Origin of the sequence: Haemophilus haemolyticus, from assembly GCF_003490595.1 — a bacterium.
Lineage (GTDB): Bacteria > Pseudomonadota > Gammaproteobacteria > Enterobacterales > Pasteurellaceae > Haemophilus > Haemophilus haemolyticus_L.
The window spans coordinates 75,406-96,775 of sequence record NZ_QQGY01000001.1; the positions used below are offsets into that span (position 1 = coordinate 75,406).

19 protein-coding genes, 1 pseudogene and 1 riboswitch are annotated in these 21,370 nt (G+C 39.2%); of the genes and pseudogenes, 15 read left to right on the forward strand and 5 right to left on the reverse strand.

Annotated features, from left to right (window positions below; all coding sequences use genetic code 11):
• Positions 1 to 86: 86 nt before the first annotated feature.
• Positions 87 to 2,498, reverse strand: coding sequence for an endopeptidase La (gene lon, locus DV415_RS00350; protein ID WP_118790325.1), 2,412 nt, complete (start codon positions 2,496 to 2,498; stop codon positions 87 to 89).
• A gap of 189 nt (positions 2,499 to 2,687) precedes the next feature.
• Between lon and DV415_RS00355 the strand changes: the two genes are divergently transcribed.
• Positions 2,688 to 3,563: a VirK/YbjX family protein gene (locus tag DV415_RS00355; RefSeq protein WP_118790326.1), complete on the forward strand. Its 876-nt coding sequence runs from the start codon at positions 2,688 to 2,690 to the stop codon at positions 3,561 to 3,563.
• Between the two features lie 49 nt (positions 3,564 to 3,612).
• Here the strand turns inward: DV415_RS00355 and mazG are convergent, their stop codons facing one another.
• Positions 3,613 to 4,404 carry a nucleoside triphosphate pyrophosphohydrolase gene (mazG, locus tag DV415_RS00360; protein WP_118790327.1) on the reverse strand — a complete coding sequence of 264 codons (792 nt, stop codon included), beginning with the start codon at positions 4,402 to 4,404 and terminating at the stop codon, positions 3,613 to 3,615.
• Between the two features lie 131 nt (positions 4,405 to 4,535).
• Here mazG and pyrR point away from each other — a divergent pair, with 131 nt between their 5' ends.
• The 4 genes from pyrR (at position 4,536) to tmk (ending at position 7,851) form a co-directional block, all read left to right on the forward strand.
• Positions 4,536 to 5,075 (forward strand): bifunctional pyr operon transcriptional regulator/uracil phosphoribosyltransferase PyrR, encoded by a 540-nt coding sequence (gene pyrR, locus DV415_RS00365; protein ID WP_118781841.1) that lies wholly within the window; start codon positions 4,536 to 4,538, stop codon positions 5,073 to 5,075.
• A gap of 75 nt (positions 5,076 to 5,150) precedes the next feature.
• Positions 5,151 to 6,086 (forward strand): peptidylprolyl isomerase, encoded by a 936-nt coding sequence (locus DV415_RS00370; RefSeq protein WP_192878794.1) that lies wholly within the window; start codon positions 5,151 to 5,153, stop codon positions 6,084 to 6,086.
• Between the two features lie 69 nt (positions 6,087 to 6,155).
• Positions 6,156 to 7,202: an endolytic transglycosylase MltG gene (gene mltG / locus DV415_RS00375; RefSeq protein WP_118790398.1), complete on the forward strand. Its 1,047-nt coding sequence runs from the start codon at positions 6,156 to 6,158 to the stop codon at positions 7,200 to 7,202.
• 16 nt (positions 7,203 to 7,218) lie between these two features.
• Positions 7,219 to 7,851, forward strand: coding sequence for a dTMP kinase (gene tmk, locus DV415_RS00380; protein WP_192879059.1), 633 nt, complete (start codon positions 7,219 to 7,221; stop codon positions 7,849 to 7,851).
• A 66-nt stretch (positions 7,852 to 7,917) separates the two neighbouring features.
• On the opposite strand, the gene DV415_RS00385 is transcribed toward tmk, so the two are convergent.
• The gene (locus tag DV415_RS00385; protein WP_118794372.1) at positions 7,918 to 9,891 is read right to left on the reverse strand and encodes an autotransporter outer membrane beta-barrel domain-containing protein; all 1,974 of its coding nucleotides are present in this window, start codon (positions 9,889 to 9,891) and stop codon (positions 7,918 to 7,920) included.
• A 197-nt stretch (positions 9,892 to 10,088) separates the two neighbouring features.
• On the opposite strand from DV415_RS00385, the gene DV415_RS00390 reads away from it, so the two are divergent.
• From DV415_RS00390 to DV415_RS00435, 10 genes are all read left to right on the forward strand, one after another.
• Positions 10,089 to 11,072: a DNA polymerase III subunit delta' gene (locus tag DV415_RS00390; RefSeq protein WP_118794373.1), complete on the forward strand. Its 984-nt coding sequence runs from the start codon at positions 10,089 to 10,091 to the stop codon at positions 11,070 to 11,072.
• A 54-nt stretch (positions 11,073 to 11,126) separates the two neighbouring features.
• Positions 11,127 to 11,909 carry a YchF/TatD family DNA exonuclease gene (locus tag DV415_RS00395; RefSeq protein WP_118791480.1) on the forward strand — a complete coding sequence of 261 codons (783 nt, stop codon included), beginning with the start codon at positions 11,127 to 11,129 and terminating at the stop codon, positions 11,907 to 11,909.
• Between the two features lie 26 nt (positions 11,910 to 11,935).
• Positions 11,936 to 12,460, forward strand: coding sequence for a DUF1523 family protein (locus DV415_RS00400; RefSeq protein WP_005626131.1), 525 nt, complete (start codon positions 11,936 to 11,938; stop codon positions 12,458 to 12,460).
• A gap of 50 nt (positions 12,461 to 12,510) precedes the next feature.
• Entirely contained in the window at positions 12,511 to 13,809 is a 1,299-nt protein-coding gene (gene paeA, locus DV415_RS00405) for a polyamine export protein PaeA (RefSeq protein ID WP_118785226.1), read from the forward strand.
• Between the two features lie 70 nt (positions 13,810 to 13,879).
• Positions 13,880 to 14,071 carry a DUF5397 domain-containing protein gene (locus DV415_RS00410; RefSeq protein WP_005649350.1) on the forward strand — a complete coding sequence of 64 codons (192 nt, stop codon included), beginning with the start codon at positions 13,880 to 13,882 and terminating at the stop codon, positions 14,069 to 14,071.
• 8 nt (positions 14,072 to 14,079) lie between these two features.
• Entirely contained in the window at positions 14,080 to 14,358 is a 279-nt protein-coding gene (vapD, locus tag DV415_RS00415) for a virulence-associated protein VapD (protein ID WP_118790332.1), read from the forward strand.
• Between the two features lie 95 nt (positions 14,359 to 14,453).
• The gene (locus DV415_RS00420; RefSeq protein ID WP_053466449.1) at positions 14,454 to 14,984 is read left to right on the forward strand and encodes a hypothetical protein; all 531 of its coding nucleotides are present in this window, start codon (positions 14,454 to 14,456) and stop codon (positions 14,982 to 14,984) included.
• A 71-nt stretch (positions 14,985 to 15,055) separates the two neighbouring features.
• Positions 15,056 to 16,555 (forward strand): fused PTS fructose transporter subunit IIA/HPr protein, encoded by a 1,500-nt coding sequence (fruB, locus tag DV415_RS00425; protein ID WP_118790333.1) that lies wholly within the window; start codon positions 15,056 to 15,058, stop codon positions 16,553 to 16,555.
• Position 16,556: 1 nt separating this feature from the next.
• A complete protein-coding gene (gene fruK, locus DV415_RS00430) occupies positions 16,557 to 17,498 on the forward strand; it encodes a 1-phosphofructokinase (protein ID WP_118790334.1) in 942 nt (313 codons plus the stop codon).
• Between the two features lies 1 nt (position 17,499).
• Entirely contained in the window at positions 17,500 to 19,170 is a 1,671-nt protein-coding gene (locus DV415_RS00435; RefSeq protein ID WP_118790335.1) for a fructose-specific PTS transporter subunit EIIC, read from the forward strand.
• 61 nt (positions 19,171 to 19,231) lie between these two features.
• Here the strand turns inward: DV415_RS00435 and DV415_RS00440 are convergent, their stop codons facing one another.
• On the reverse strand, positions 19,232 to 19,912 hold the full coding sequence (locus DV415_RS00440; protein ID WP_118790336.1) for a metallophosphoesterase family protein: 681 nt from the start codon (positions 19,910 to 19,912) through the stop codon (positions 19,232 to 19,234).
• A pseudogene (gene nadR, locus DV415_RS00445) lies at positions 19,909 to 21,132 on the reverse strand (multifunctional transcriptional regulator/nicotinamide-nucleotide adenylyltransferase/ribosylnicotinamide kinase NadR). The gene DV415_RS00440 and the pseudogene nadR overlap by 4 nt, the downstream one beginning before the upstream one ends.
• Positions 21,127 to 21,304: riboswitch (FMN riboswitch) on the forward strand. (Overlaps the previous pseudogene by 6 nt.)
• The last annotated feature ends 66 nt before the right edge of the window (positions 21,305 to 21,370 follow it).

The following is a 21,370-nucleotide window of genomic DNA, read 5'->3' on the forward strand; positions in this document are numbered from 1 at the left end:
AATTAACCTTGTGTAAAGATGAAATTGTTGTTGATGCCCTAAATGTCGATAAAAGGGCTTGTTTTCACAAGCCCTAAAATATTCAATTAATTGACCGCTCTTTCTGATTTACTCGTCACTTTACGGCGTGGTGCTTTAGGTTTAGCCTCCACTTTAACAAATTCAATGCCTTCAGGTGGATTTTCCAACGCAAGACCAAGTACTTCATCAATGGTTTCTACTGCGTGAATTGCAAGATTTTGTTTTACGTTTTCTGGAATTTCTTCAAGATCTTTAACGTTCTCTTTTGGAATTAATACGGTTTTAATTCCACCACGATGTGCCGCAAGAAGTTTTTCTTTTAATCCACCGATTGGTAATACTTTACCGCGTAAACTGATTTCACCTGTCATCGCTACATCCGCACGTACAGGATTACCTGTTAAACAAGAAACTAATGCAGTACACATTGCAATACCGGCACTCGGGCCATCTTTTGGTGTTGCACCATCAGGCACGTGAATGTGAATATCGCGTTTTTCATGGAACTCAGAATTAATACCAAGTTTATCCGCACGAGCGCGCACAACCGTCATGGCCGCTTGGATGGATTCTTTCATCACATCACCTAATGAACCTGTGAAAGTGAGTTTTCCTTTACCGACAACAGAGGCAGTTTCAATAGTGAGTAAATCGCCACCCACTTCTGTCCAAGCTAAGCCTGTCACTTCACCAATGCGGTTTTGTGTATCAGCTTTGCCAAATTCAAAGCGTTTGACACCAAGATAATCGTGCAGATTATCTGAATTTACCGTGATAGATTTAAGTTTTGGATTTACTAATAAATTTTTCACTGCTTTACGGCAGATTTTTGAAATTTCACGTTCTAATCCACGAACACCCGCTTCACGCGTGTAATAGCGAATAATATCTAAAATTGCGCTTTCTTCGACAGTAAGTTCGTCTTTCTTCAAACCATTACGTTCAATTTGTTTCGCTAACAAATGACGCATCGCGATATTAAGTTTTTCATCTTCGGTATAACCAGAAAGACGAATAACTTCCATACGATCCAATAATGGGCCTGGAATATTCATGGAGTTTGATGTTGCCACAAACATTACGTCAGAAAGATCATAATCCACTTCTAAATAGTGATCGTTAAACGTGGTGTTTTGCTCAGGGTCGAGTACCTCAAGCAACGCTGATGCTGGGTCACCTCGCATATCGGATGCCATTTTGTCGATTTCATCAAGCAAGAATAATGGATTTTTCACCCCCACTTTTGCCATTTTTTGAATTAATTTGCCCGGCAATGCTCCAATATAGGTTTTACGGTGACCACGGATTTCTGCCTCATCGCGAACACCGCCTAATGCCATACGTACATATTTACGACCAGTGGCATTAGCAATAGATTGACCAAGAGAGGTTTTACCTACGCCTGGAGGGCCAACTAAGCAAAGAATGGGTCCTTTCACTTTGTTTAAACGAGCTTGTACTGCAAGATATTCAAGAATACGTTCTTTCACTCGTTCTAAACCATAGTGATCGGCATCTAATACTTGTTGTGCTTTCGAAATGTCTTTTTTCACTTTAGAACGTTGATGCCAAGGCACTTGGATCATCCATTCAATGTAGCTACGCACAACGGTCGCTTCAGAAGACATGGCTGACATCATTTTGAGTTTTTGTAACTCATTTTCTACTTTGTCGCGTACCTCTGCTGGCATGCCTGCTGCTTCTACTTTTTGACGAAGTTGTTCAACTTCATCAATCGTATCTTCATTTTCGCCACTATCCATTTCTTTGCGAATGGCTTTAATTTGCTCGCTTAGATAATAGTTACGTTGGCTTTTCTCCATTTGTTTTTTTACGCGGCCACGAATACGTTTTTCAACTTGGAGAATGTCCGCTTCTGATTCCATCATACCAAGCAGATATTCTAAGCGGTCTTGCACATTAGCAAGTTCTAAGACGCTTTGTTTATGGCGAACACTTACCGGCAAATGAGCAGCCATTGTGTCTGATAAACGATCTGCATCACCAAGGCGATGAAGTGCATTTAATACATCAGCAGGGATTTTTTTATTTAAGGTGAGATAATTTTCGAATTCAGAAAGTACCGCTTTTTTCGCAACATCTAACTCTTTTTCATCACCATAAGTGGTTTCGATAGGGGTAATTTTTGCGGAAAAGCACTTCTCGCCATCTTCAAGGCTGTTAATTTTCGCGCGATTTTGACCTTCAACTAGCACTTTCACTGTGCCATCAGGTAATTTTAGTAACTGAATAATGTTAGCAATGGTACCCACATCAAATAAATCTTCAGGGGTCGGTTCTTCCAAATCTGCTTCTCTTTGAGATACTAAAAGAAGCTGTTTATCATCGTTCATCGCTTCTTCAAGGGCATTAATTGATTTTGCACGCCCTACAAAAAGTGGCATCACCATATAAGGGAAAACGACGACATCGCGTAATGGCAATACGGGCATCGTACGTTGGGTATTCTTCGCCATAATTTATCTCTCTTAATTCTTTCCGATAATTTGGGTAAATATTGGGGTAGGGAAAAAGGAATTCAAGGAAAAGATTATAACAAAATCTGAGTTGTAAAGTGGGTTTTAAACAAAAAAGAATTTTGGCAAATGAAGTGATAATCGCTAAAATAACTGACAATTTTATTAAATTTCACAAAATATTGAGTTATGTCCACGAAAAATAATTTTATTTTCCCCACTTACGTTCAAATGTATCCTTATTCCAAGGATCGCCCTTTTCTCAAACAAGTGCGGGAAAAATTACGTTATTATGGCTATAAATGGTTGTATCAAAAGCAATGTAGCCAATTAGTGGATTTTCTTAATACAGAAACTCAATGGCAGCCTTTATTTACGCAAGATTATTATCGTATCAATACAATTCTGACTACTTTTTGCGATAAACGCTTTTCTGCTTCAGAACGTTTAACGGCGATTACGGAGAATTTACGTTTGGCAGAAGAAAAAATGGGACGTTTGCTTTGCCAACAATTATTGGCTCAACAACATATCGTGCTAACTCAATTAACAGAGGATTTGCGTTTATCGTTGAGTATCAATCATATCGATCCCTTTGAGGGATATTTTTCTATTAATATTCGCAATCAAAATAACGAACGAGTATATGATGCGTCTTTCACTTTTTTAAGCCCGAATAAATTGCTTATCGCCTCGATTCAAGGCCCCTCAAGTGATAATGCTCAAGAACTTGTAAAACAGGCTACGAAAGCATTACACGGTATGCGACCAATGTTTCTGTTAGTCAATGCATTTAAAATGCTTGCTGAAAAATGGCAATGTGAGTTAGTGGGCATTCCGCACAAAGCGCAAGGAAAATATCGTCTTTCTGCGCGCAGTAAGATTTTGTTTAATTACGATGAGTTCTGGCAAGAGAATCAAGGGGAATATCGCAATAATTATTGGCAATTACCTTTGGATATTGAACGCAAACAATTAGAAGATATCGCAAGTAAAAAACGTTCTATGTATCGTAAACGTTATGAAATGTTAGACCAAATGGCATTGAATATTCAGCAACTTTAAGGAAGAAAGTGCGGGAAAAAATGAGAGAAATTTTTACCGCACTTCTCAATTAATTTTCTTGTTTTTTCACTTCATCCCACAACAAATCTAACTCAATAAGTGGCACATCATTAACTTGCTTACCTTGTTGTTGAACCGCTTGTTCTACTGCTCGAAAACGACGTTCAAATTTTAAATTCGCTTTCCGCAATGCATCTTCAGGATCACATTTTAAGTGGCGAGCAAGATTGACGGTTGCGAACAATAAATCGCCGATTTCTTCTTCCACTTTATTTTGTTCAATCGAAGTGTGGTTAATTTCAGCTTGAACTTCTTCTAATTCTTCCTGCACTTTGTCAAATACGGGGGAAATTTCTTCCCAATCAAACCCTACTTTTGAACAACGTTTTTGTAATTTTGCTGCTCGCGTAAGAGAAGGTAAAGCACGAGGCACATTATCTAAAATAGAGGTTTCTTCACTTTTACCTTGTTTTTCTTTGGCTTTCATTTCGTTCCAACGGGAAAGGGCTTCTGTTTCGTCCCCCGCTTTTGCATCACCAAATACGTGAGGATGACGGCGCACAATTTTTTCAGCGATATCTTGCAATACATCGTCAAAAGTAAAGTATTTATCTTCCGTTGCAAGCTGGCTGAAGAAAATGACTTGCAACAATAAATCGCCTAATTCTTCGCGTAAATTTGGTATATCTTTTTTCTCAATCGCTTCGATTACTTCGTAAGTTTCTTCCGTTAAGCAAGAAATCATGGATTCATAATTTTGTTTTAAATCCCAAGGGCATCCGCCATTTGGATTGCGAAGTTGAGCAATGAGTTGAATAAAATCTTGAATAGAGTAGCGCATAATTTTATTTCCTTTGATGGAATGTTTTGGATAGTATAACGAACAAGAAAAATGGTGCAAATACCGTCGCTTTTTAGGCGCATTTTCTTTATACTTTGCGCATTGAAATACTATTGATAAAGCTGGGAAAAATGGAAAAAATTATTATCGACCACGATCGTTTTCTTCGTACGATTTCGCGTATTTCTCACGAAATTATTGAAAAACATCAAACGTTAGATGATCTAGTGATTGTTGGGATTAAACGCCGTGGTGCGGAAATTGCCGAATTATTACAACATCGAGTTGAAGAATTAAGTGGTATAAATTTACCTTCAATGGAACTGGATATCACCTTTTATCGCGATGATTTAACTTTGGTTGATCAGGAAGATAAAATGCCAGTTTATAGTGGTTCATCACAATATTTGAATATTCAAGATAAAACCGTCATTTTGGTTGATGATGTCTTGTTTACTGGTCGAACCATTCGAGCGGCAATGGATGCACTCACCGATTTTGGACGAGCGGCAAAAATTGAATTAGTGATTTTTGTTGATCGTGGTCATCGTGAATTACCCATTCGTGCTGATTACGTAGGTAAAAATGTGCCAACAAGCCGTGATGAACTTGTGCAAGTTCGCACTGAAAAACAAGATGGCTGTTACGAAGTTGCTATTCTAGGGAAATAAATCTTATCTATTGTGAACCTTCAATAGAATTGTTACTCTAACCAACGTTATGGACTCTTTTTTGATGAGATGAAAATGAAAAAATTTATTCTAAAATCTTTTTTATTGGCTACTTTAGGTTGTGTTGCTTTTACTTCTATGGCTCAAGCTGGGGAACGTGTTGTTGCAACAGTAGATGGTATTCCTATTTTAGAAAGCCAAGTTCGTGCCAATATGGGTAAAAAAGGCGATCGCCAAAGTGCACTTGATAAAATTATTGATGATCTTTTAGTGCAAAAAGCGATTCAAGAATCAGGTGTAAAAATTGATCCGCGCGAAATCGATCATGTTGTGGAAGATACTGCAGCAAGAAATGGTTTAACTTATGGTCAATTTTTGGATGCGTTAGATTATCAAGGCATTTCATTAAATACATTCCGTCAGCAAATTGCCAATCAAATGATGATGGGTGCGGTGCGTAATAAAGCGATCAATGAAAGCGTTGCGGTGACGCGTGAAGAAGTTGTTGCGCTTGGTCAAAAAATGTTAGATGAGGCAAAATCGCAAGGCACAGCACAAAAAGTAACGGGTAAAGAATACGAAGTTCGCCATATTTTGTTAAAACTTAACCCGATGTTAAATGATGCACAAGCCAAAGCTGAATTAACAAGAATTCGCGCTGATATTATTGCGGGCAAAATGACTTTTGCTGATGCGGCTTTAAAATATTCTAAAGATTATTTATCAGGTGCGAATGGCGGTAGTTTAGGTTATGCGTTCCCAGAAACTTATGCACCACAGTTTGCGCAAACCGTCGTGAAAAGTAAACAAGGTGTGATTTCTGCACCATTTAAAACTGAGTTTGGTTGGCATATTTTGGAAGTAACTGGCGTACGTGATGGCGATCTTACAGCAGAAGCCTACACACAAAAAGCATATGAACGTTTAGTGAACACTCAATTACAAGATGCGACAAAGGATTGGGTTAAAGCATTGCGTAAAAGAGCGAATATTCAGTATTTTAATAAATAACAAAGTATCAAAAATAAAGGGGCTTAATTGCCCCTTTTGTTGTTTTTTATTTTCTCTTTCTTATATCTTATGAAGAAATTTTTAATTGCGATTTTACTTTTAATTTTGATTTTGGCGGGCGCAGCGAGTTTTGGTTATTACAAAATTACTGAATTTGTAAAAACACCGGTAAATGTGCAGGCAGATCAACTTTTAACGATTGAACGTGGCACAACAGGTTTAAAATTAGCCGCACTTTTTGAGCAAGAAAAGTTAATTGATGATGGGAAATTATTACCTTATTTGCTGAAGTTGAAACCTGAGCTAAATAAAATAAAAGCAGGGACTTATTCTCTTGAGGGTGTGAAAACGTTGCAAGATTTATTGGATATCATTAATTCCGGCAAGGAAGCGCAATTTAGTGTGAAGTTTATTGAAGGTAAAACGTTCAAGGAATGGCGTAAAAACCTTGAAAACGCACCGCACTTAAAACAAACCTTGCAAGGTAAAAGTGATAAAGAAATTATGGCGTTATTGGATATTCCAGCCATTGCAAAAGCCGTTTACGAATGGAATAACATGGATGGGTGGTTGTATCCAGATACCTATAATTACACGCCAAACTCAACAGATCTTGAATTATTAAAACGTTCAACGACTCGTCTACAAAAAGCCTTAGATAAAGCGTGGAATGAACGTGATGAAAACCTCCCATTAGCGGATCCGTATCAGATGCTGATTTTGGCTTCTATTGTGGAGAAAGAAACGGGGATTGCGGCGGAGCGCCCACAAGTGGCTTCCGTATTTATTAATCGCTTAAGAGCCAATATGAAACTACAAACTGACCCAACCGTGATTTATGGAATGGATGAGAGTTATACCGGTAATATTCGTAAGAAAGATTTGGAAACGATAACCCCTTACAATACCTATATGATTGAGGGGCTACCACCAACACCAATTGCGATGGTGAGTGAGAGTGCTTTACAAGCTGTGGCTCATCCAGCAAAAACAGACTTTTATTATTTTGTTGCCGATGGAAATGGCGGCCATAAATTTACTCGTAATCTGAACGAGCATAATAAAGCCGTGCAAGAATATTTACGTTGGTATCGCAGCCAGAAAAATACCAAATAAAAGTGCGGAAGAAAATATGAAAGGAAAATTTATTGTCATTGAAGGTTTGGAAGGCGCGGGGAAAAGCTCCGCCCATCAATCTGTTGTGCGAGTTTTGCATGAACTCGGTATTCAAGATGTCGTGTTTACGCGCGAACCGGGCGGAACGCCACTGGCTGAGAAATTACGTCATCTCATCAAACATGAAACTGAAGAACCTGTGACAGCGAAAGCAGAGTTATTAATGCTTTATGCAGCACGTATTCAGTTGGTGGAAAATGTGATTAAACCTGCTTTAACGCAAGGAAAATGGGTGGTAGGTGATCGTCACGATATGTCATCTCAGGCATATCAAGGTGGTGGACGTCAATTAGACCCGCATTTTATGCTCACCTTGAAAGAAACCGTATTAGGTGATTTTGAGCCAGATCTCACAATTTATTTGGATATAGAACCGAGTGTCGGTTTAGCGCGAGCTCGTGGACGAGGCGAGTTAGATCGTATTGAGCAAATGGATTTAGATTTTTTTCACCGTACTCGAGCACGCTATTTAGAGTTAGTAAAAGATAATCCAAAAGCAGTGGTGATTAATGCAGAGCAAAGTATTGAACTTGTTCAAGCTGATATCGAAAGCGCGGTAAAAAATTGGTGGAAATCAAACGAAAAATGACCGCACTTTCAGAATAAAAAATCGGCAGAGAATTTTTCTGCCGATTTTATTTTGTTACTACTAAACTTAAAACGTCCACTGTAAATTCAGCGCACCTTGTTTAGCATGGTGATGTTTACCCGTTTGGTGATTGAATGTCGCTTGTAAAGTTAAGTGAGATTTGATTTTCACTGCTACACCTAATTGACTTTCAATTGCCGCTTTATTGTTTATCACTCGACGTTCACCGTCTATTTCCACGCCGAAAGGTTTTTGTTGGTAGATTGAATTGACAGCAACAAATGGTTGGAAAATGACTCCATTAGTGAAAGCAAATTGTGCTTTAGCTTGAACGCCCACTCGGCTTTGTAATTGGCGAGAGCCAAGTAAATTCACTTGACTATTTCCACTATCGGTTAAGCCGCCATTTACACCCAAATAAGTCAGTTGTGCCTGTGGTTGTAGGTAAAAACGAATTTGAGTCCCATTCCCCGTTAAGTGTTCTGCTAATAAAGCATTGTAACCTGCTTCAATTGAGGCGGTGATACCTTTTGAAGTAAAGCGTTCTACCCCATCTTCACTATTGACGTTATGGCGGAAACGTTGATACTGCATCCAGCTATCAACATACGCACCTGTCTGTTTGTCCTGAAGTTGATGCCAAGTGGCATAAATGCCCGCACCAAAGCCTTTCATATTTCCTGTTGTAAGATTGTCTGTATCTGGATTACGAAAAGTACTACGTTGTTCTGCTTGTCCACCCATTAAACCAAAGGAAAGTTGGTAGTCTTGATTCTGTAAGGAGAAAACATCGCCACCAAGTTGTATGCCTTTACGATTGCCTTCTACAGGCGCAGTTTTGCCTTGTACCCATTGGCTGGAATGTCCGTTAATCACACGCAACCACAAGCCTTTGCGTGGCAAAGTGCGGTCAAAAATATCGCTGTTTTTATCGTTCAAACGCAAGGCGAATAACGTATTGGCGGCTTGAGCCTGTTGTGCATAAATCGCAATATCATCGCGTTCTTGTACTTTGGTAAAAAAGCCATCTTGGCGTTGTTGTAAAGAGAGCGTATAAATTCCCTTTCGGTATTTGCCAGAAAGACGGAATGCGCGTTTATCTGCTGTGCCATTTACTTTGATAATTTGATGCCCGTCTAGACTTTTTAAGTCTTCAATTGGCGTTTCAAAAATGATATTAGACGTTCCTGTCACATCTTTATCAAAGGTTAAAACAGGTTGAGTAGCTTCTTTTGGATTAAATTTAATGAAAAAGCGAGAGCCGTCACCTTGATAATTTTCATGCACAGTTAATCTTGTATTTGTGCTATTAAAGCGAATATTGGCATTTTGTGTCTCTAAGTGATGTACATCAGAGTCAAAACGCGGCTCCCAAAGAGAATCTTGTAAAACCATTTTTAATAACTGAAGGGTGGCGCCGCGCACTTCACTTTGGTTTTTCACTGTGAGAGTCAATCCTCTTGTTTCACCTGGAAACTTAAATCGATAGTTGTCAATAGCAAGTACATTAAAATCATATACCCTGTTATTGATTAACGCATTTAATGGTCGGCTTGTTTTTCCTGCTTCATCGTTATCATATAGATAAGACTGATACAAAACGGGTAAACACCAATCGCAAGGGGCATTTTCTCGGAAAGAATTCATAAAATGTTTCGCATATGGTGCATTAAAATCATACCACTCCCCTTCTTGTTCTGCTCCAGATCTATTCTCCTCTAAATCTGTAAAGTACCATTTTCTTTCGTAAGTATTAGAGCCGAATAGTTTACAACCATCTTTAGGATTATCATTACAGTCGTCAGAATTTGCATAATCAATAACTTGTTTGGGAATACGACGCCAAGCCACCGAATTTGGATTTAGCATATCTTCTAATGAATAAAATACAGTTTCGTGAAATCCTTCACCTCGATGCAGAATTCCCCGCTCATTCCAATATTTTTCAAAAAATTCAGGATATGCAAAACTAAAACGAGGGATAAACAAACTAAATGTAATCAAGAAAAAAATTAAACCTTTTCTTACTTTGAGTTTCATAATAAGCTTTCTTTTGTCAAGTAAAAATAAATGGGGCGCAGATTCTAGCATAAAACTGAACAAAAAATGCCATTTGGTTCAAATTTCTCTATTTATTTCTTATTTATTAAAAGTAAACGTTTGCTTTTTGCTATTTTGTCAAGCCAGTTTGAAAATGTGTATAATTGCTCTCGTTATTCTCAAAAATTTTTGGAAAAATGACCGCTCTTTACCCTTGGCTAATGCCAATTTATCATCAAATTGCTCAAACCTTTGACGAAGGTTTGGGCCATCATGCTGTGCTGATTAAAACTGATTCTGGTTTAGGTGTAGAACGTTTATTTGATGCACTTGCACAGAAAATAATGTGTGTGGCTCAAAGCGATAAGCCTTGTGGTCAATGCCATTCTTGTCATTTAATGCAAGCCCATAGCCATCCAGATTATCACGAACTAAGCCCGATTGACGGTAAGGATATTGGCGTCGATCAAGTTCGCGACATTAATGAAATCGTCGCGCAGCACGCACAACAAAACGGCAATAAAGTGGTGTATGTGCAAGGAGCGGAACGTTTAACGGAAGCGGCTGCTAATGCGTTATTGAAAACATTGGAAGAGCCTCGTCCAAATACTTATTTTTTGCTTCAAACGGATAGTTCGGCAAGTTTGTTGGCAACTATTTACAGTCGTTGCCAAGTGTGGAATCTGTCCGTGCCTAATGAACAAATGGCTCTTGATTGGTTGAAATCAGGAAGTGCGGCAGAAAATCAGGAAATTTTGACCGCACTTGCGATGAATCTTGGACGACCGCTTTTAGCCTTAGAAACTTTACAACAAGGGCTGATTGAACAGCGTAAAAACTTCTTGCGTCAATTTTGGGTGTTCTATCGCCGACGTTCACCATTGGAATTGCTTCCGTTGTTTGATAAAGAACGCTATGTTCACCAAGTGGATTGGATTTTGGCTTTTCTTTCCGATTGTTTAAAGCATAAACTTGAAATTGATAGTCATCGACAAGTTGCCGATCTTGGCCGTGGCATAGAACAATTCAGCGATGAGCAAACTGCTCTTGGTTTATTACAAGCAATCAAAATTATGCAAAAAGTGCGGTCAGATTTGCTGACAATTAATGGTGTGAATGTTGAATTGATGCTATTAGATAGCTTGACCAGATTAGTCACAGAAGTATTTGAAACGCAATAAATTAAAGATATATCGTCTATGGCGTTCAAGCCTTAGACATAAGGAAAAATAATTATGTTCATTGTTGACTCCCACTGCCATTTAGATGCATTGGATTATGAAAATTTACATAAAAACATAGCAGATGTGGTGGAAAAAGCGCGCGCGCGTGATGTGAAACATTTGCTCGCGATTGGTGTAACGTTAAGCCGTTTTGAGCAGGCTTATGACTCTTTACGCGAATTTAATAATGTCTCGCTTGCTTGCGGTGTTCATCCACTGGATTTTGAAGAGGAACCTTATGACGCAGAACGTTTATTGCGTTTGGCGCAAGATCCAAAAGTGATTGCTATTGGCGAAATTGGATTAGATTATTATTACAGCGCGGACAATAAAGCAGCGCAACAAGCGGTGTTTGGTAGTCAAATCGATATTGCAAACCAATTAGATAAGCCTGTGATTATTCATACACGTTCTGCGGGTGATGATACTATTGCAATGTTACGCCAACACCATGCTGAAAAGTGCGGTGGAGTTATTCATTGTTTTACGGAAACGATGGAATTTGCGAAAAAAGCGTTGGATTTAGGCTTTTACATTTCTTGTTCTGGCATTGTCACCTTTAAAAATGCTGAAGCAATTCGTGAGGTTATTCGTTATGTGCCAATGGATCGCTTATTGGTGGAAACAGATTCGCCTTATCTTGCGCCAGTACCTTATCGAGGAAAAGAAAACCAACCGGCTTATACGAGAGAAGTATGTGAATATGTGGCAACCTTAAAGGGTGTTTCGGCTGAGTCGTTTGCTCGAATCACCACGCAAAATTTCGAGCGTTTATTTAAAATTCGTGTAGAATAAATGCACAGTTCTGACAAGGGAAAAGTATGCGAAAGTTTTTTAAATATTTCTTATTTATTGTTGTTTTTTTATTCCACGGTTTTATGTTTTCTGTGGTGAATTATGTGTTCCCTCATTATGATGTGACACGTGTTACAGGCGTAGAAGTTAAACGTGTTGATAAAGATGGGCCAATCACAAAATCGAATCCAGCTGATGGCCCAACACGTGATGTCTATTACATTAATACGCAAAATGACGATGGAAAAATTATGGTGTATCGCAATGAAGATACACGTTGGGGTTTTCCATTCTACTTCAAATTTGGCTCAGCTAATTTACAGGCTGAAGCGCAGGCCTTGGGTAATGACAACAAACTTGTACAAATTAAATACTATGGTTGGCGTATTACGATGATGGATGAATATCGCAATGCAACCTCAATTAAAGAAATTACTGCTGATGATACGCCAAGTCATCCAATCGTTTCTTGGATTTTCTATGCATTCCTGTTAGCTACTTTATTCTTGTCTATTCAATTTGTTCGCGGCTGGTTTGACAGCGAAGAGTAATATCCTGAACGGCCGCAAAGTGCGGTCGTTTTCTTTCATATTTTTGAGTAATGATTATGGAATTATTTCATACTATTTTGGCGATTATTGCCTTAATTCTAATTAGTGCAGTTGTTTCTTCTGCAGAAATTTCACTGGCGGGTTCGCGTAAATTAAAACTACAAACCCTTGCGAATGAAGGGGATGTACGCGCGCTTCAAGTGCTTAAATTACAAGAGCATCCCGGTCGTTTTATTACCGTGGTTCAAATCGGTTTGAATATGGTGGCGATTCTTGGCGGGGGAATTGGTGAAAGCGCACTAAGCCCTTATATCGCGGAAATTTTAAGTCGTTCTTTTGTGGGCGATTGGATTGAACCAACCGCGTCTACAATCGCGTTTGTATTGGTTACTTGTTTCTTTATCTTATTTGCTGATCTTATTCCAAAACGCATTGCCATTACTTATCCTGAAATGGTGGCGTTGCGCGTTGTCGGCATTATGAATTTCAGTATGTTTGTCTTTAAGCCGCTTGTATGGTTTTTTGATACGATAGCTAATGTATTTTTCCGCTTATTTCGTATTTCCACTGTGCGTGAAGATGGCATGACGTCTGAAGATATTTTCGCCGTAGTAGAAGCTGGTGCGGAGGCAGGTGTATTAAAAACTCAAGAGCATTATCTCATTGAAAACATTTTCGATATGCAATCACGTACAGTGACTTCCACCATGACAACGCGTGAAAATATCGTGTATTTAGACCGCACTTTTTCTCGCCAAGAAGTCATGGATACGCTTTCTCGTGATTCGCATTCTAAAATTGTGATTTGTGACAATAGCCTCGATAAAATCTTAGGTTATGTAGAATCCCATACGTTGCTCACCATGTATTTGCAGAATGAAAATGTGGTGCTCACAGATCCTAAACTACTCCGTAAAGCATTATTTGTGCCTGATACGCTTTCTCTTTACGAAGTGTTGGAATTGTTTAAATCTACTGGTGAAGATTTTGCCATTATTGTGAATGAATATGCCCTTGTCGTGGGTATTGTTACGCTAAATGATGTAATGAGTATTGTCATGGGGGAATTGGTTTCTAACGAAGAAGAATATATTGTGAGCCGTGATGAAAACTCGTGGCTGATTGATGGCGCAACGCCATTAGAGGATGTGACACGAGTGTTAGATATTGAATCTTTCCCAGATGAAGAAAATTACGAAACCATCAGTGGCTTTATGATGTATATGTTACGTAAAATCCCGAAAAAAACTGATTCTGTGGTTTACGGAAAATACAAGTTTGAAGTGATTGATACGGAAAACTTTAAAATCGATCAGATTTTGGTGTCTTTAGTAAAAGAGCAGGAGTAGAAGTACGGTAAATTTTTATCCATTTCTCTACAAAATTATGTTATAAAACCATAAAAATATGAGGTTAAATATGGAACTAAGACAACAAATTCCAACAGGCTGTATTAAACAATTCGGGCAATTTGGCGTGCCTTATGTGGTTGGAGAGGTCGCGGAATTTTTGCCGGATGGTGATGTGCTGGTGAATATCACATTGTTACAATCTGGTGAAAAAGACATTTATCGCTTATCTCACCTACTTGAAGATCCCGAAGCTGAATAAGGAAAATTATGTACGCGATTGCTTTTGATTTAGTTGTAAAAGACACTCAAGATTATCATCCAAAGGGCGTTCAACAGGCTTACACAGACATTGGCGCAACCTTAGCACAATTTGGTTTTGTTAGAACACAAGGAAGTTTATATACCAATACGAATGAAGATATGGCGAATCTTTTTCAGGCAATGAATGCACTAAAACAGTTGGCGTGGATTTCTCAGTCCGTACGAGATATTCGCGCTTTTCGTATTGAGCAATGGTCTGACTTCACTGACTTTATACGAAATTAAGCATTTGTTTAAATGGGGCTTATAGGCTTCCTTGCTTAATCCCACGCAGCCAGTATAATGGCTGCGTTTTTATTGATTCTCAATTAGGTATGACTATGTTTAAAAAAATCTCTGTCTTATTTTTTACGTTAATGTTGGCAGGTTGTTCTTCTTGGTCATCGGTTACCAACTATGTTCCATTTATGGGAAAGGATAAAAAAGTGATTGATTTAGATAAAGATAAAATCGATCAGAAATCCTATGCAGTAGCTTATGAAGCGACAGTGGCGACATATAAAGGTCGCGTGAATGAAAATTTCTTTGTAGATAATTTTGCAAGTGGTGCGAATGACTGGTATTTAGGCCGTATTTTAGTTCCTGTGAAACAAATTCAGGATAAACTTTATACTGGCGGACATGATTCTGATGTATATGCTTATTATAGCGGTGTGTTACATGCGGAAGCATTGCAAGCTAACCTTAAACGTTTGAGTGCAAATTGTTGGGAAAAAGTGGATTCGCAAAGCATGACTCAAGGTATTTATGATGCGATGCGTGATTTGCAAAAAGGCAAAGAGCGCGGTGAAAATGATGAATATATTGCGCAAGGTAGTGAAGCGCTGCTGAAAGCCTGTACATCTAAATAATTGTTTTTCAACAAGCTGCTGGTCGATTTATTTCACCAGCAGCTTTATTTTTAAATTATTAAGGAGCAAGAATGTTAGAACTTTCGGAAAGCAACATTCATTTAAATGCTAACGCAGCTGATAAACAACAAGCGATTGAAATGGCCGCGTCCGCATTAGTTCAAGCAGACAATGTTGAAAATGGTTACTTACAAGGGATGCTAGCGCGCGAACAGCAAACTTCAACCTTTTTAGGCAATGGCATCGCTATTCCTCATGGCACCTTGGATACGCGTTCGATGGTAAAGAAAACGGGTGTGCAAGTGTTTCAATTTCCTCAAGGTATAGAATGGGGCGAAGGAAATATTGCTTATGTCGTGATTGGTATTGCGGCGCGATCTGATGAGCATTTGTCCTTATTACGTCAACTTACTCACGTTTTGAGTGATGAAGATACCGCAGCAAAATTAGCAAAAATGACTGATATTGCTGAATTTCGCGCAATTTTAATGGGTGAAACTATCGAACCGTTTGAAATTCCTGCTGCTAATATCAGTTTAGATGTAGATACCCAAAGTTTATTAACTTTAGTCGCGATTAATGCGGGGCAATTGCAGGTGCAAAGTGCGGTGGAAAATCGTTTTATTTCTGAAGTGATTAACAATGCGGCATTACCGCTTGGCAAAGGGTTATGGGTAACGGATTCTGTCGTAGGAAATGTGAAAAATGCCTTGGCATTTAGTCGTGCCAAAACGATTTTTAGCCACAATGGCAAAGCGGTAAAAGGCGTGATAACTGTTGCAGCCGTCAGTGATCAAATTAATCCAACTTTAGCTCGTTTATTAGATGACGATGTTCAAACAACCTTGCTCAATGGTAATTCAACAGAAATTTTGACCGCACTTTTTGGGGCGTCGAGTGATGTTGAAACTCAATCAGTAGAGGGGGCCGTTGTAGGAACCTTTACGATTCGTAATGAACATGGTTTACATGCGCGTCCAAGTGCAAATTTGGTTAATGAAGTGAAAAAATTCACTTCGAAAATTACCGTGCAAAATCTTACTCGTGAAAGTGAAGTCGTGAGTGCAAAAAGCTTGATGAAGATTGTTGCGCTTGGTGTAACGCAAGGCCATCGTTTACGTTTTGTGGCAGAGGGGGAAGATGCAAAACAAGCTATTGAAGCATTGGGCAAAGCGATTGCCGATGGCTTGGGCGAGAATGTTTCTGCCGTTCCGCCATCTGAACCAGATACCATTGAGATTATGGGGGAACAAATTCACGCACCAGCGGTAAGCGAAGATAATAACTTGCCAGCAAATGCTATTGAGGCAGTGTTTGTGGTTAAGAACGAACACGGTTTGCACGCTCGCCCAAGTGCAGTATTGGTAAACGAAGTGAAAAAATATAATGCCTCTGTGGCGGTTCAAAATCTTGATCGTAATTCTCAATTAGTCAGTGCTAAAAGTTTGATGAAAATTGTGGCATTAGGTGTGGTGAAAGGGACTCGTTTACGTTTTGTTGCGACGGGCGATGAAGCGCAACAAGCTATTGACGGAATCGGTGCTGTGATTGAATCGGGTTTAGGGGAATAGTATGGCAAACGTCGTAACAATTACCTTAAATGCCGCCTATGATTTAGTCGGACGTTTAAAACGTATTCAACTTGGCGAAGTAAATACCGTAGAAACTCTTGGCTTATTTCCTGCTGGGAAAGGCATTAATGTCGCAAAAGTACTAAAAGATTTAGGCGTTGATGTTGCAGTAGGCGGTTTCTTGGGTGAGGATAATTCAGCTGATTTCGAGCAAATGTTTAATAAGCACGGTTTGGAAGATAAATTCCACCGTGTTGATGGCAAAACGCGTATCAATGTAAAAATCACCGAGACTGAAGCTGATGTGACAGATTTAAATTTCTTGGGATATCAAATAAGCCCACAAGTTTGGCAACAATTTGTGACGGATTCTTTGGCTTATTGTTTAGATTATGACATTGTCGCTGTTTGTGGCAGCTTACCTCGAGGTGTGTCTCCAGAATTGTTTGCTGATTGGTTGAATCAGCTCCACCAAGCTGGTGTAAAAGTTGTGCTTGATAGTAGTAATTCTGCGCTCACTGCTGGATTAAAAGCGAAACCTTGGCTAGTAAAACCCAACCATCGAGAACTTGAGGCTTGGGTTGGTCATCCATTAAATAGTCTTGAGAAAATTATTGCCGCTGCACAGAAACTCAAAGCGGAAGGTATTGAAAACGTGATTATTTCAATGGGCGCAAAAGGTTCTTTATGGATTAATAATGAAGGCGTGCTCAAAGCCGAACCACCAAAATGTGAAAATGTAGTGAGTACTGTTGGGGCAGGAGATTCAATGGTAGCAGGCTTAATTTATGGTTTTGAAAAAGGTTTATCGAAAGCAGAAACCTTAGCTTTTGCTACGGCTGTGTCCGCTTTTGCAGTTTCTCAAAGTAATGTCGGTGTGAGTGATTTGAGTTTACTTGACTCCATTTTAGAAAAAGTACAAATAACGATGATTGAAGGATAGTATGAAGTTATTTTTAACCCAATCAGCTAATGTAGGCAATGCGAAAGCTTATTTATTACATGAAGTTTTTCGAGCGGCTGCGCAAAAAGCAAATGTTTCTATTGTAGAAACACCAGCCGAAGCAGATCTTGTTCTCGTATTTGGTTCTGTCTTACCAAATAACCCTGCGTTAGTTGGTAAAAAAGTCTTTATTATCGGCGAAGCTATCGCCATGATTTCCCCTGAAGTCACGCTGGCAAATGCCTTAGCCAATGGGGCAGATTATGTTGCACCGAAAAGTGCGGTAAGTTTTACGGGTGTTTCTGGTGTAAAAAATATTGTTGCGGTAACTGCTTGTCCAACTGGCGTTGCGCATACGTTTATGTCAGCCGAAGCGATTGAAGCCTATGCGAAAAAGCAAGGTTGGAATGTAAAAGTTGAAACTCGTGGTCAAGTTGGGGCTGGCAATGAAATTACTGCAGAAGAAGTTGCCGCGGCTGATCTGGTATTTGTTGCAGCAGATATTGACGTACCTTTAGATAAATTTAAAGGTAAGCCAATGTACCGCACTTCAACAGGATTAGCCTTGAAGAAAACCGAGCAAGAATTTGATAAGGCATTTAAAGAAGCCAAAATTTTTGATGGTGGAAATAATGTGGGAGCGAAAGAAGAAAGCCGCGAGAAAAAAGGTGTATACAAACACTTAATGACTGGTGTTTCTCATATGTTACCGTTAGTAGTTGCGGGTGGGTTGTTGATCGCGATTTCGTTTATGTTTAGTTTTAATGTAATTGAAAATACAGGAGTTTTTCAAGATCTTCCGAATATGTTGATGAATATCGGTAGTGGTGTGGCGTTCAAGTTAATGATTGCCGTGTTTGCTGGTTACGTTGCATTTTCTATCGCTGATCGTCCAGGGCTTGCAGTTGGTTTGATTGCTGGGATGCTGGCAAGTGAAGCGGGGGCAGGGATTCTTGGCGGTATTATTGCGGGTTTCTTAGCGGGCTATGTAGTGAAAGGGCTGAATGTGATTATTCGATTGCCAGCAAGCCTGACTTCATTAAAACCGATTTTAATTTTACCGCTCTTAGGTTCAATGATTGTTGGTTTGACGATGATTTACCTCATCAATCCACCAGTGGCTGAAATTATGAAAGAGCTAAGTAATTGGCTTACTTCAATGGGCGAAGTGAATGCGATTGTGTTAGGTGCAATTATCGGCGCAATGATGTGTATCGATATGGGTGGACCAGTAAATAAAGCAGCGTACACCTTTTCTGTCGGATTAATTGCTTCCCAAGTTTATACGCCAATGGCTGCGGCAATGGCAGCGGGTATGGTTCCTCCAATTGGTATGACAGTTGCAACTTGGATTGCTCGCAACAAATTCACCGTTAGCCAACGCGATGCAGGGAAAGCATCATTTGTTCTTGGTTTATGTTTTATTTCTGAAGGTGCATTACCATTTGTGGCAGCTGATCCAATTCGAGTCATTATTAGCTCTGTGATTGGTGGTGCAGTGACTGGTGCGATTTCAATGGGATTAAATATTACGTTACAAGCTCCACACGGCGGATTATTTGTCATTCCATTTGTATCTGAGCCGTTGAAATATCTCGGTGCAATTGCGATTGGTGCTTTATCAACAGGTGTAGTTTACGCCATTATTAAATCGAAAAACAATGCGGAATAATACCGCACTTTGAATGTAAAAAAGCCGATTCAAATGAATCGGCTTTTGTTTTGGAATAGATTTATTTTTCACGATCGTCGATCGTTTGTAGCAAATAATTTCCTTCGGCGTCAGCAAGACTACGGAAACCTACATTCGTGATTTTGTAGGGATACTTTGTTCGATAAGTAAAGTTTTCGTGATGATGTCCGTGGAATACTTGCTTAACCCCCATCTTCATTGCCAAATCATTGATTGCTTGGAAACCCATCGGATGTGGTTTAGGGGCTTCGTGACAAATCAATACGTCCGCTTGTTGGTTTTCTAAGATTTCAATATCTGATGGAAAAATTGACGTGCGATGACGCAAAGGCACACCGCCTCGCCAGATTTTCTCTTGTGGGCTATATTGACAATAATGAATAGGATCAAAAAACATGGGGCGATTTGGTGGCATCCAGATTTGCCCACGGAATACACCGCCTAACCCCGCAATGCGGGTTCCTTGAATATCAACTACGCGATTGTGTAAATTGCGTGATTGCCATTCAGAGCCCCAAATCGCATCAAAAGCACTAATTGTTTTGCTATCATGATTTCCATGAATAAACCAAATATCACAATGTTGCGCAAGTTTATCCAACTCATCTGTTGTCGTGAGCTGTAAATCGCCTAAAATTATGAGTGCGACATTTTCCTGTTCTCTCACAAAAGGATAAATATGATCGTAGCTTCCGTGTGGATCACCGGCAAATAAGATCATTGATGTTTTCCTTTTATAACAAATGAACTATTTTGCAATTCACTGATTTCTTCTTCATTTAACACTTTCTCAATGACTGCTTTAACTTGGTTATAGCGATCAAGATAACTTGGTGATTCAATCTCTATGTAAGGGACTTTATATTTATCTAACAGTTTTTTGAGTAGTTGTTGAAATTGTTGGCGTTGCTTTTGTGAACCTAAACTGCGCAAGCCATCATCCACCCATTCAGTATTATTTTTCAGCAAAATAGTGACATCGAATGGATATTCTTTAATCATTGAGTCTAAAAATGGATGAGCTTTTCCTTCATACTGAATGCAAAATGCTTGGGTAGTGATGAAATCCGTATCAATAAATGCAATTTTATGTGCATGGCGCACTGCATAATCAATGTATCGTTGATGACCAAGAGCCATTTGCGGATAGTCAGAATATTGCATCGCTTGCTCGTTGCCACCGAGCTTTTCAAACACGAATTCACGCCCGTATTCCCACGCGGAAGTGGTATTAAATACGGCGGCTAACTTATTCACAAGCACGCTTTTACCACTGCTTTCTCCCCCTAAAATCGCCACCGTTTTGGCAAAGAAAGGGCGAACTTCTTTTGGAATAAATTTCCAATATTGGAATGGTGTGGTACGAATTTTAGTTGCGGACACATTAAAGAAAGTACGGTCAGGATCGACTAACGATACTTCTAAACCTAAGTATTTCTCGTAAGGCGCTTTATCTTGAGGTTCGCTACTAAATACGATTGAAGGTTCAAAATGTTTTTCATGAAATAGGGTTTTAACCGCTTCACTCCAAGATTGCCAGCCGTTTGGATAACTTGGAATACCGTCTTCAACCAAATGATGAATAAAAATCTGATTTTTTTGATATTTGAAAATTTGCTGCATCCAACGTAAACGATCTTGCACGGTTGGCATACGTTTCATTTTACTATCGTAAAATAATTTCAAATCGCGTTCTGTATCACTACACACGATAACGTGTAGTTCATCGACTTTACTGAACGCTTCATAAATCATATTTATATGGCCTGTGTGCACGGGATAAAATTTCCCGAAAATGACACCGACTTTTTTCTCTTTTGCTTTTGACATAATCCGCTCTTAATAGCGTAAGAATTGAGTGCGTTTATTGTAGGCTAAATGAAAATATTTTTCACGTTCTGATTTAGTGCCTAAGTATTTTGCGCTATACTTAGTACGCATTCTCAGGGCAGGGTGAAATTCCCTACCGGTGGTAAAGCCCACGAGCGTTTAAAAGTGCGGTCAATTTTTGGAAAATTTTTCCAGCTAAATTGTCCTGATTTTCACTTTTAAAGTCAGCAGATTTGGTGAAATTCCAAAGCCGACAGTAAAGTCTGGATGAAAGAGAATAAAACGAATTGGGTTCCCAAATCGTTCATTTTATTTGCATTTCTCAGCCCTGATTCTGGTATTTAATTGA

Excerpts from the sequence above, each read along its gene's own strand:
- tmk (WP_192879059.1), top strand. The coding sequence starts at position 7,219 with ATGAAAGGAAAATTTATTGTCATTGAAGGTTTGGAAGGCGCGGGGAAA.
- vapD (WP_118790332.1), top strand. The coding sequence starts at position 14,080 with ATGTACGCGATTGCTTTTGATTTAGTTGTAAAAGACACTCAAGATTAT.
- fruB (WP_118790333.1), top strand. The coding sequence starts at position 15,056 with ATGTTAGAACTTTCGGAAAGCAACATTCATTTAAATGCTAACGCAGCT.
- DV415_RS00370 (WP_192878794.1), top strand. The coding sequence starts at position 5,151 with ATGAAAAAATTTATTCTAAAATCTTTTTTATTGGCTACTTTAGGTTGT.
- DV415_RS00440 (WP_118790336.1), bottom strand. The coding sequence starts at position 19,912 with ATGATCTTATTTGCCGGTGATCCACACGGAAGCTACGATCATATTTAT.
- DV415_RS00420 (WP_053466449.1), top strand. The coding sequence starts at position 14,454 with ATGTTTAAAAAAATCTCTGTCTTATTTTTTACGTTAATGTTGGCAGGT.
- lon (WP_118790325.1), bottom strand. The coding sequence starts at position 2,498 with ATGGCGAAGAATACCCAACGTACGATGCCCGTATTGCCATTACGCGAT.
- DV415_RS00400 (WP_005626131.1), top strand. The coding sequence starts at position 11,936 with ATGCGAAAGTTTTTTAAATATTTCTTATTTATTGTTGTTTTTTTATTC.
- paeA (WP_118785226.1), top strand. The coding sequence starts at position 12,511 with ATGATTATGGAATTATTTCATACTATTTTGGCGATTATTGCCTTAATT.
- fruK (WP_118790334.1), top strand. The coding sequence starts at position 16,557 with ATGGCAAACGTCGTAACAATTACCTTAAATGCCGCCTATGATTTAGTC.
- pyrR (WP_118781841.1), top strand. The coding sequence starts at position 4,536 with ATGGAAAAAATTATTATCGACCACGATCGTTTTCTTCGTACGATTTCG.
- mltG (WP_118790398.1), top strand. The coding sequence starts at position 6,156 with ATGAAGAAATTTTTAATTGCGATTTTACTTTTAATTTTGATTTTGGCG.
- DV415_RS00355 (WP_118790326.1), top strand. The coding sequence starts at position 2,688 with ATGTCCACGAAAAATAATTTTATTTTCCCCACTTACGTTCAAATGTAT.
- DV415_RS00435 (WP_118790335.1), top strand. The coding sequence starts at position 17,500 with ATGAAGTTATTTTTAACCCAATCAGCTAATGTAGGCAATGCGAAAGCT.
- DV415_RS00390 (WP_118794373.1), top strand. The coding sequence starts at position 10,089 with ATGACCGCTCTTTACCCTTGGCTAATGCCAATTTATCATCAAATTGCT.
- DV415_RS00395 (WP_118791480.1), top strand. The coding sequence starts at position 11,127 with ATGTTCATTGTTGACTCCCACTGCCATTTAGATGCATTGGATTATGAA.
- mazG (WP_118790327.1), bottom strand. The coding sequence starts at position 4,404 with ATGCGCTACTCTATTCAAGATTTTATTCAACTCATTGCTCAACTTCGC.
- DV415_RS00385 (WP_118794372.1), bottom strand. The coding sequence starts at position 9,891 with ATGAAACTCAAAGTAAGAAAAGGTTTAATTTTTTTCTTGATTACATTT.
- DV415_RS00410 (WP_005649350.1), top strand. The coding sequence starts at position 13,880 with ATGGAACTAAGACAACAAATTCCAACAGGCTGTATTAAACAATTCGGG.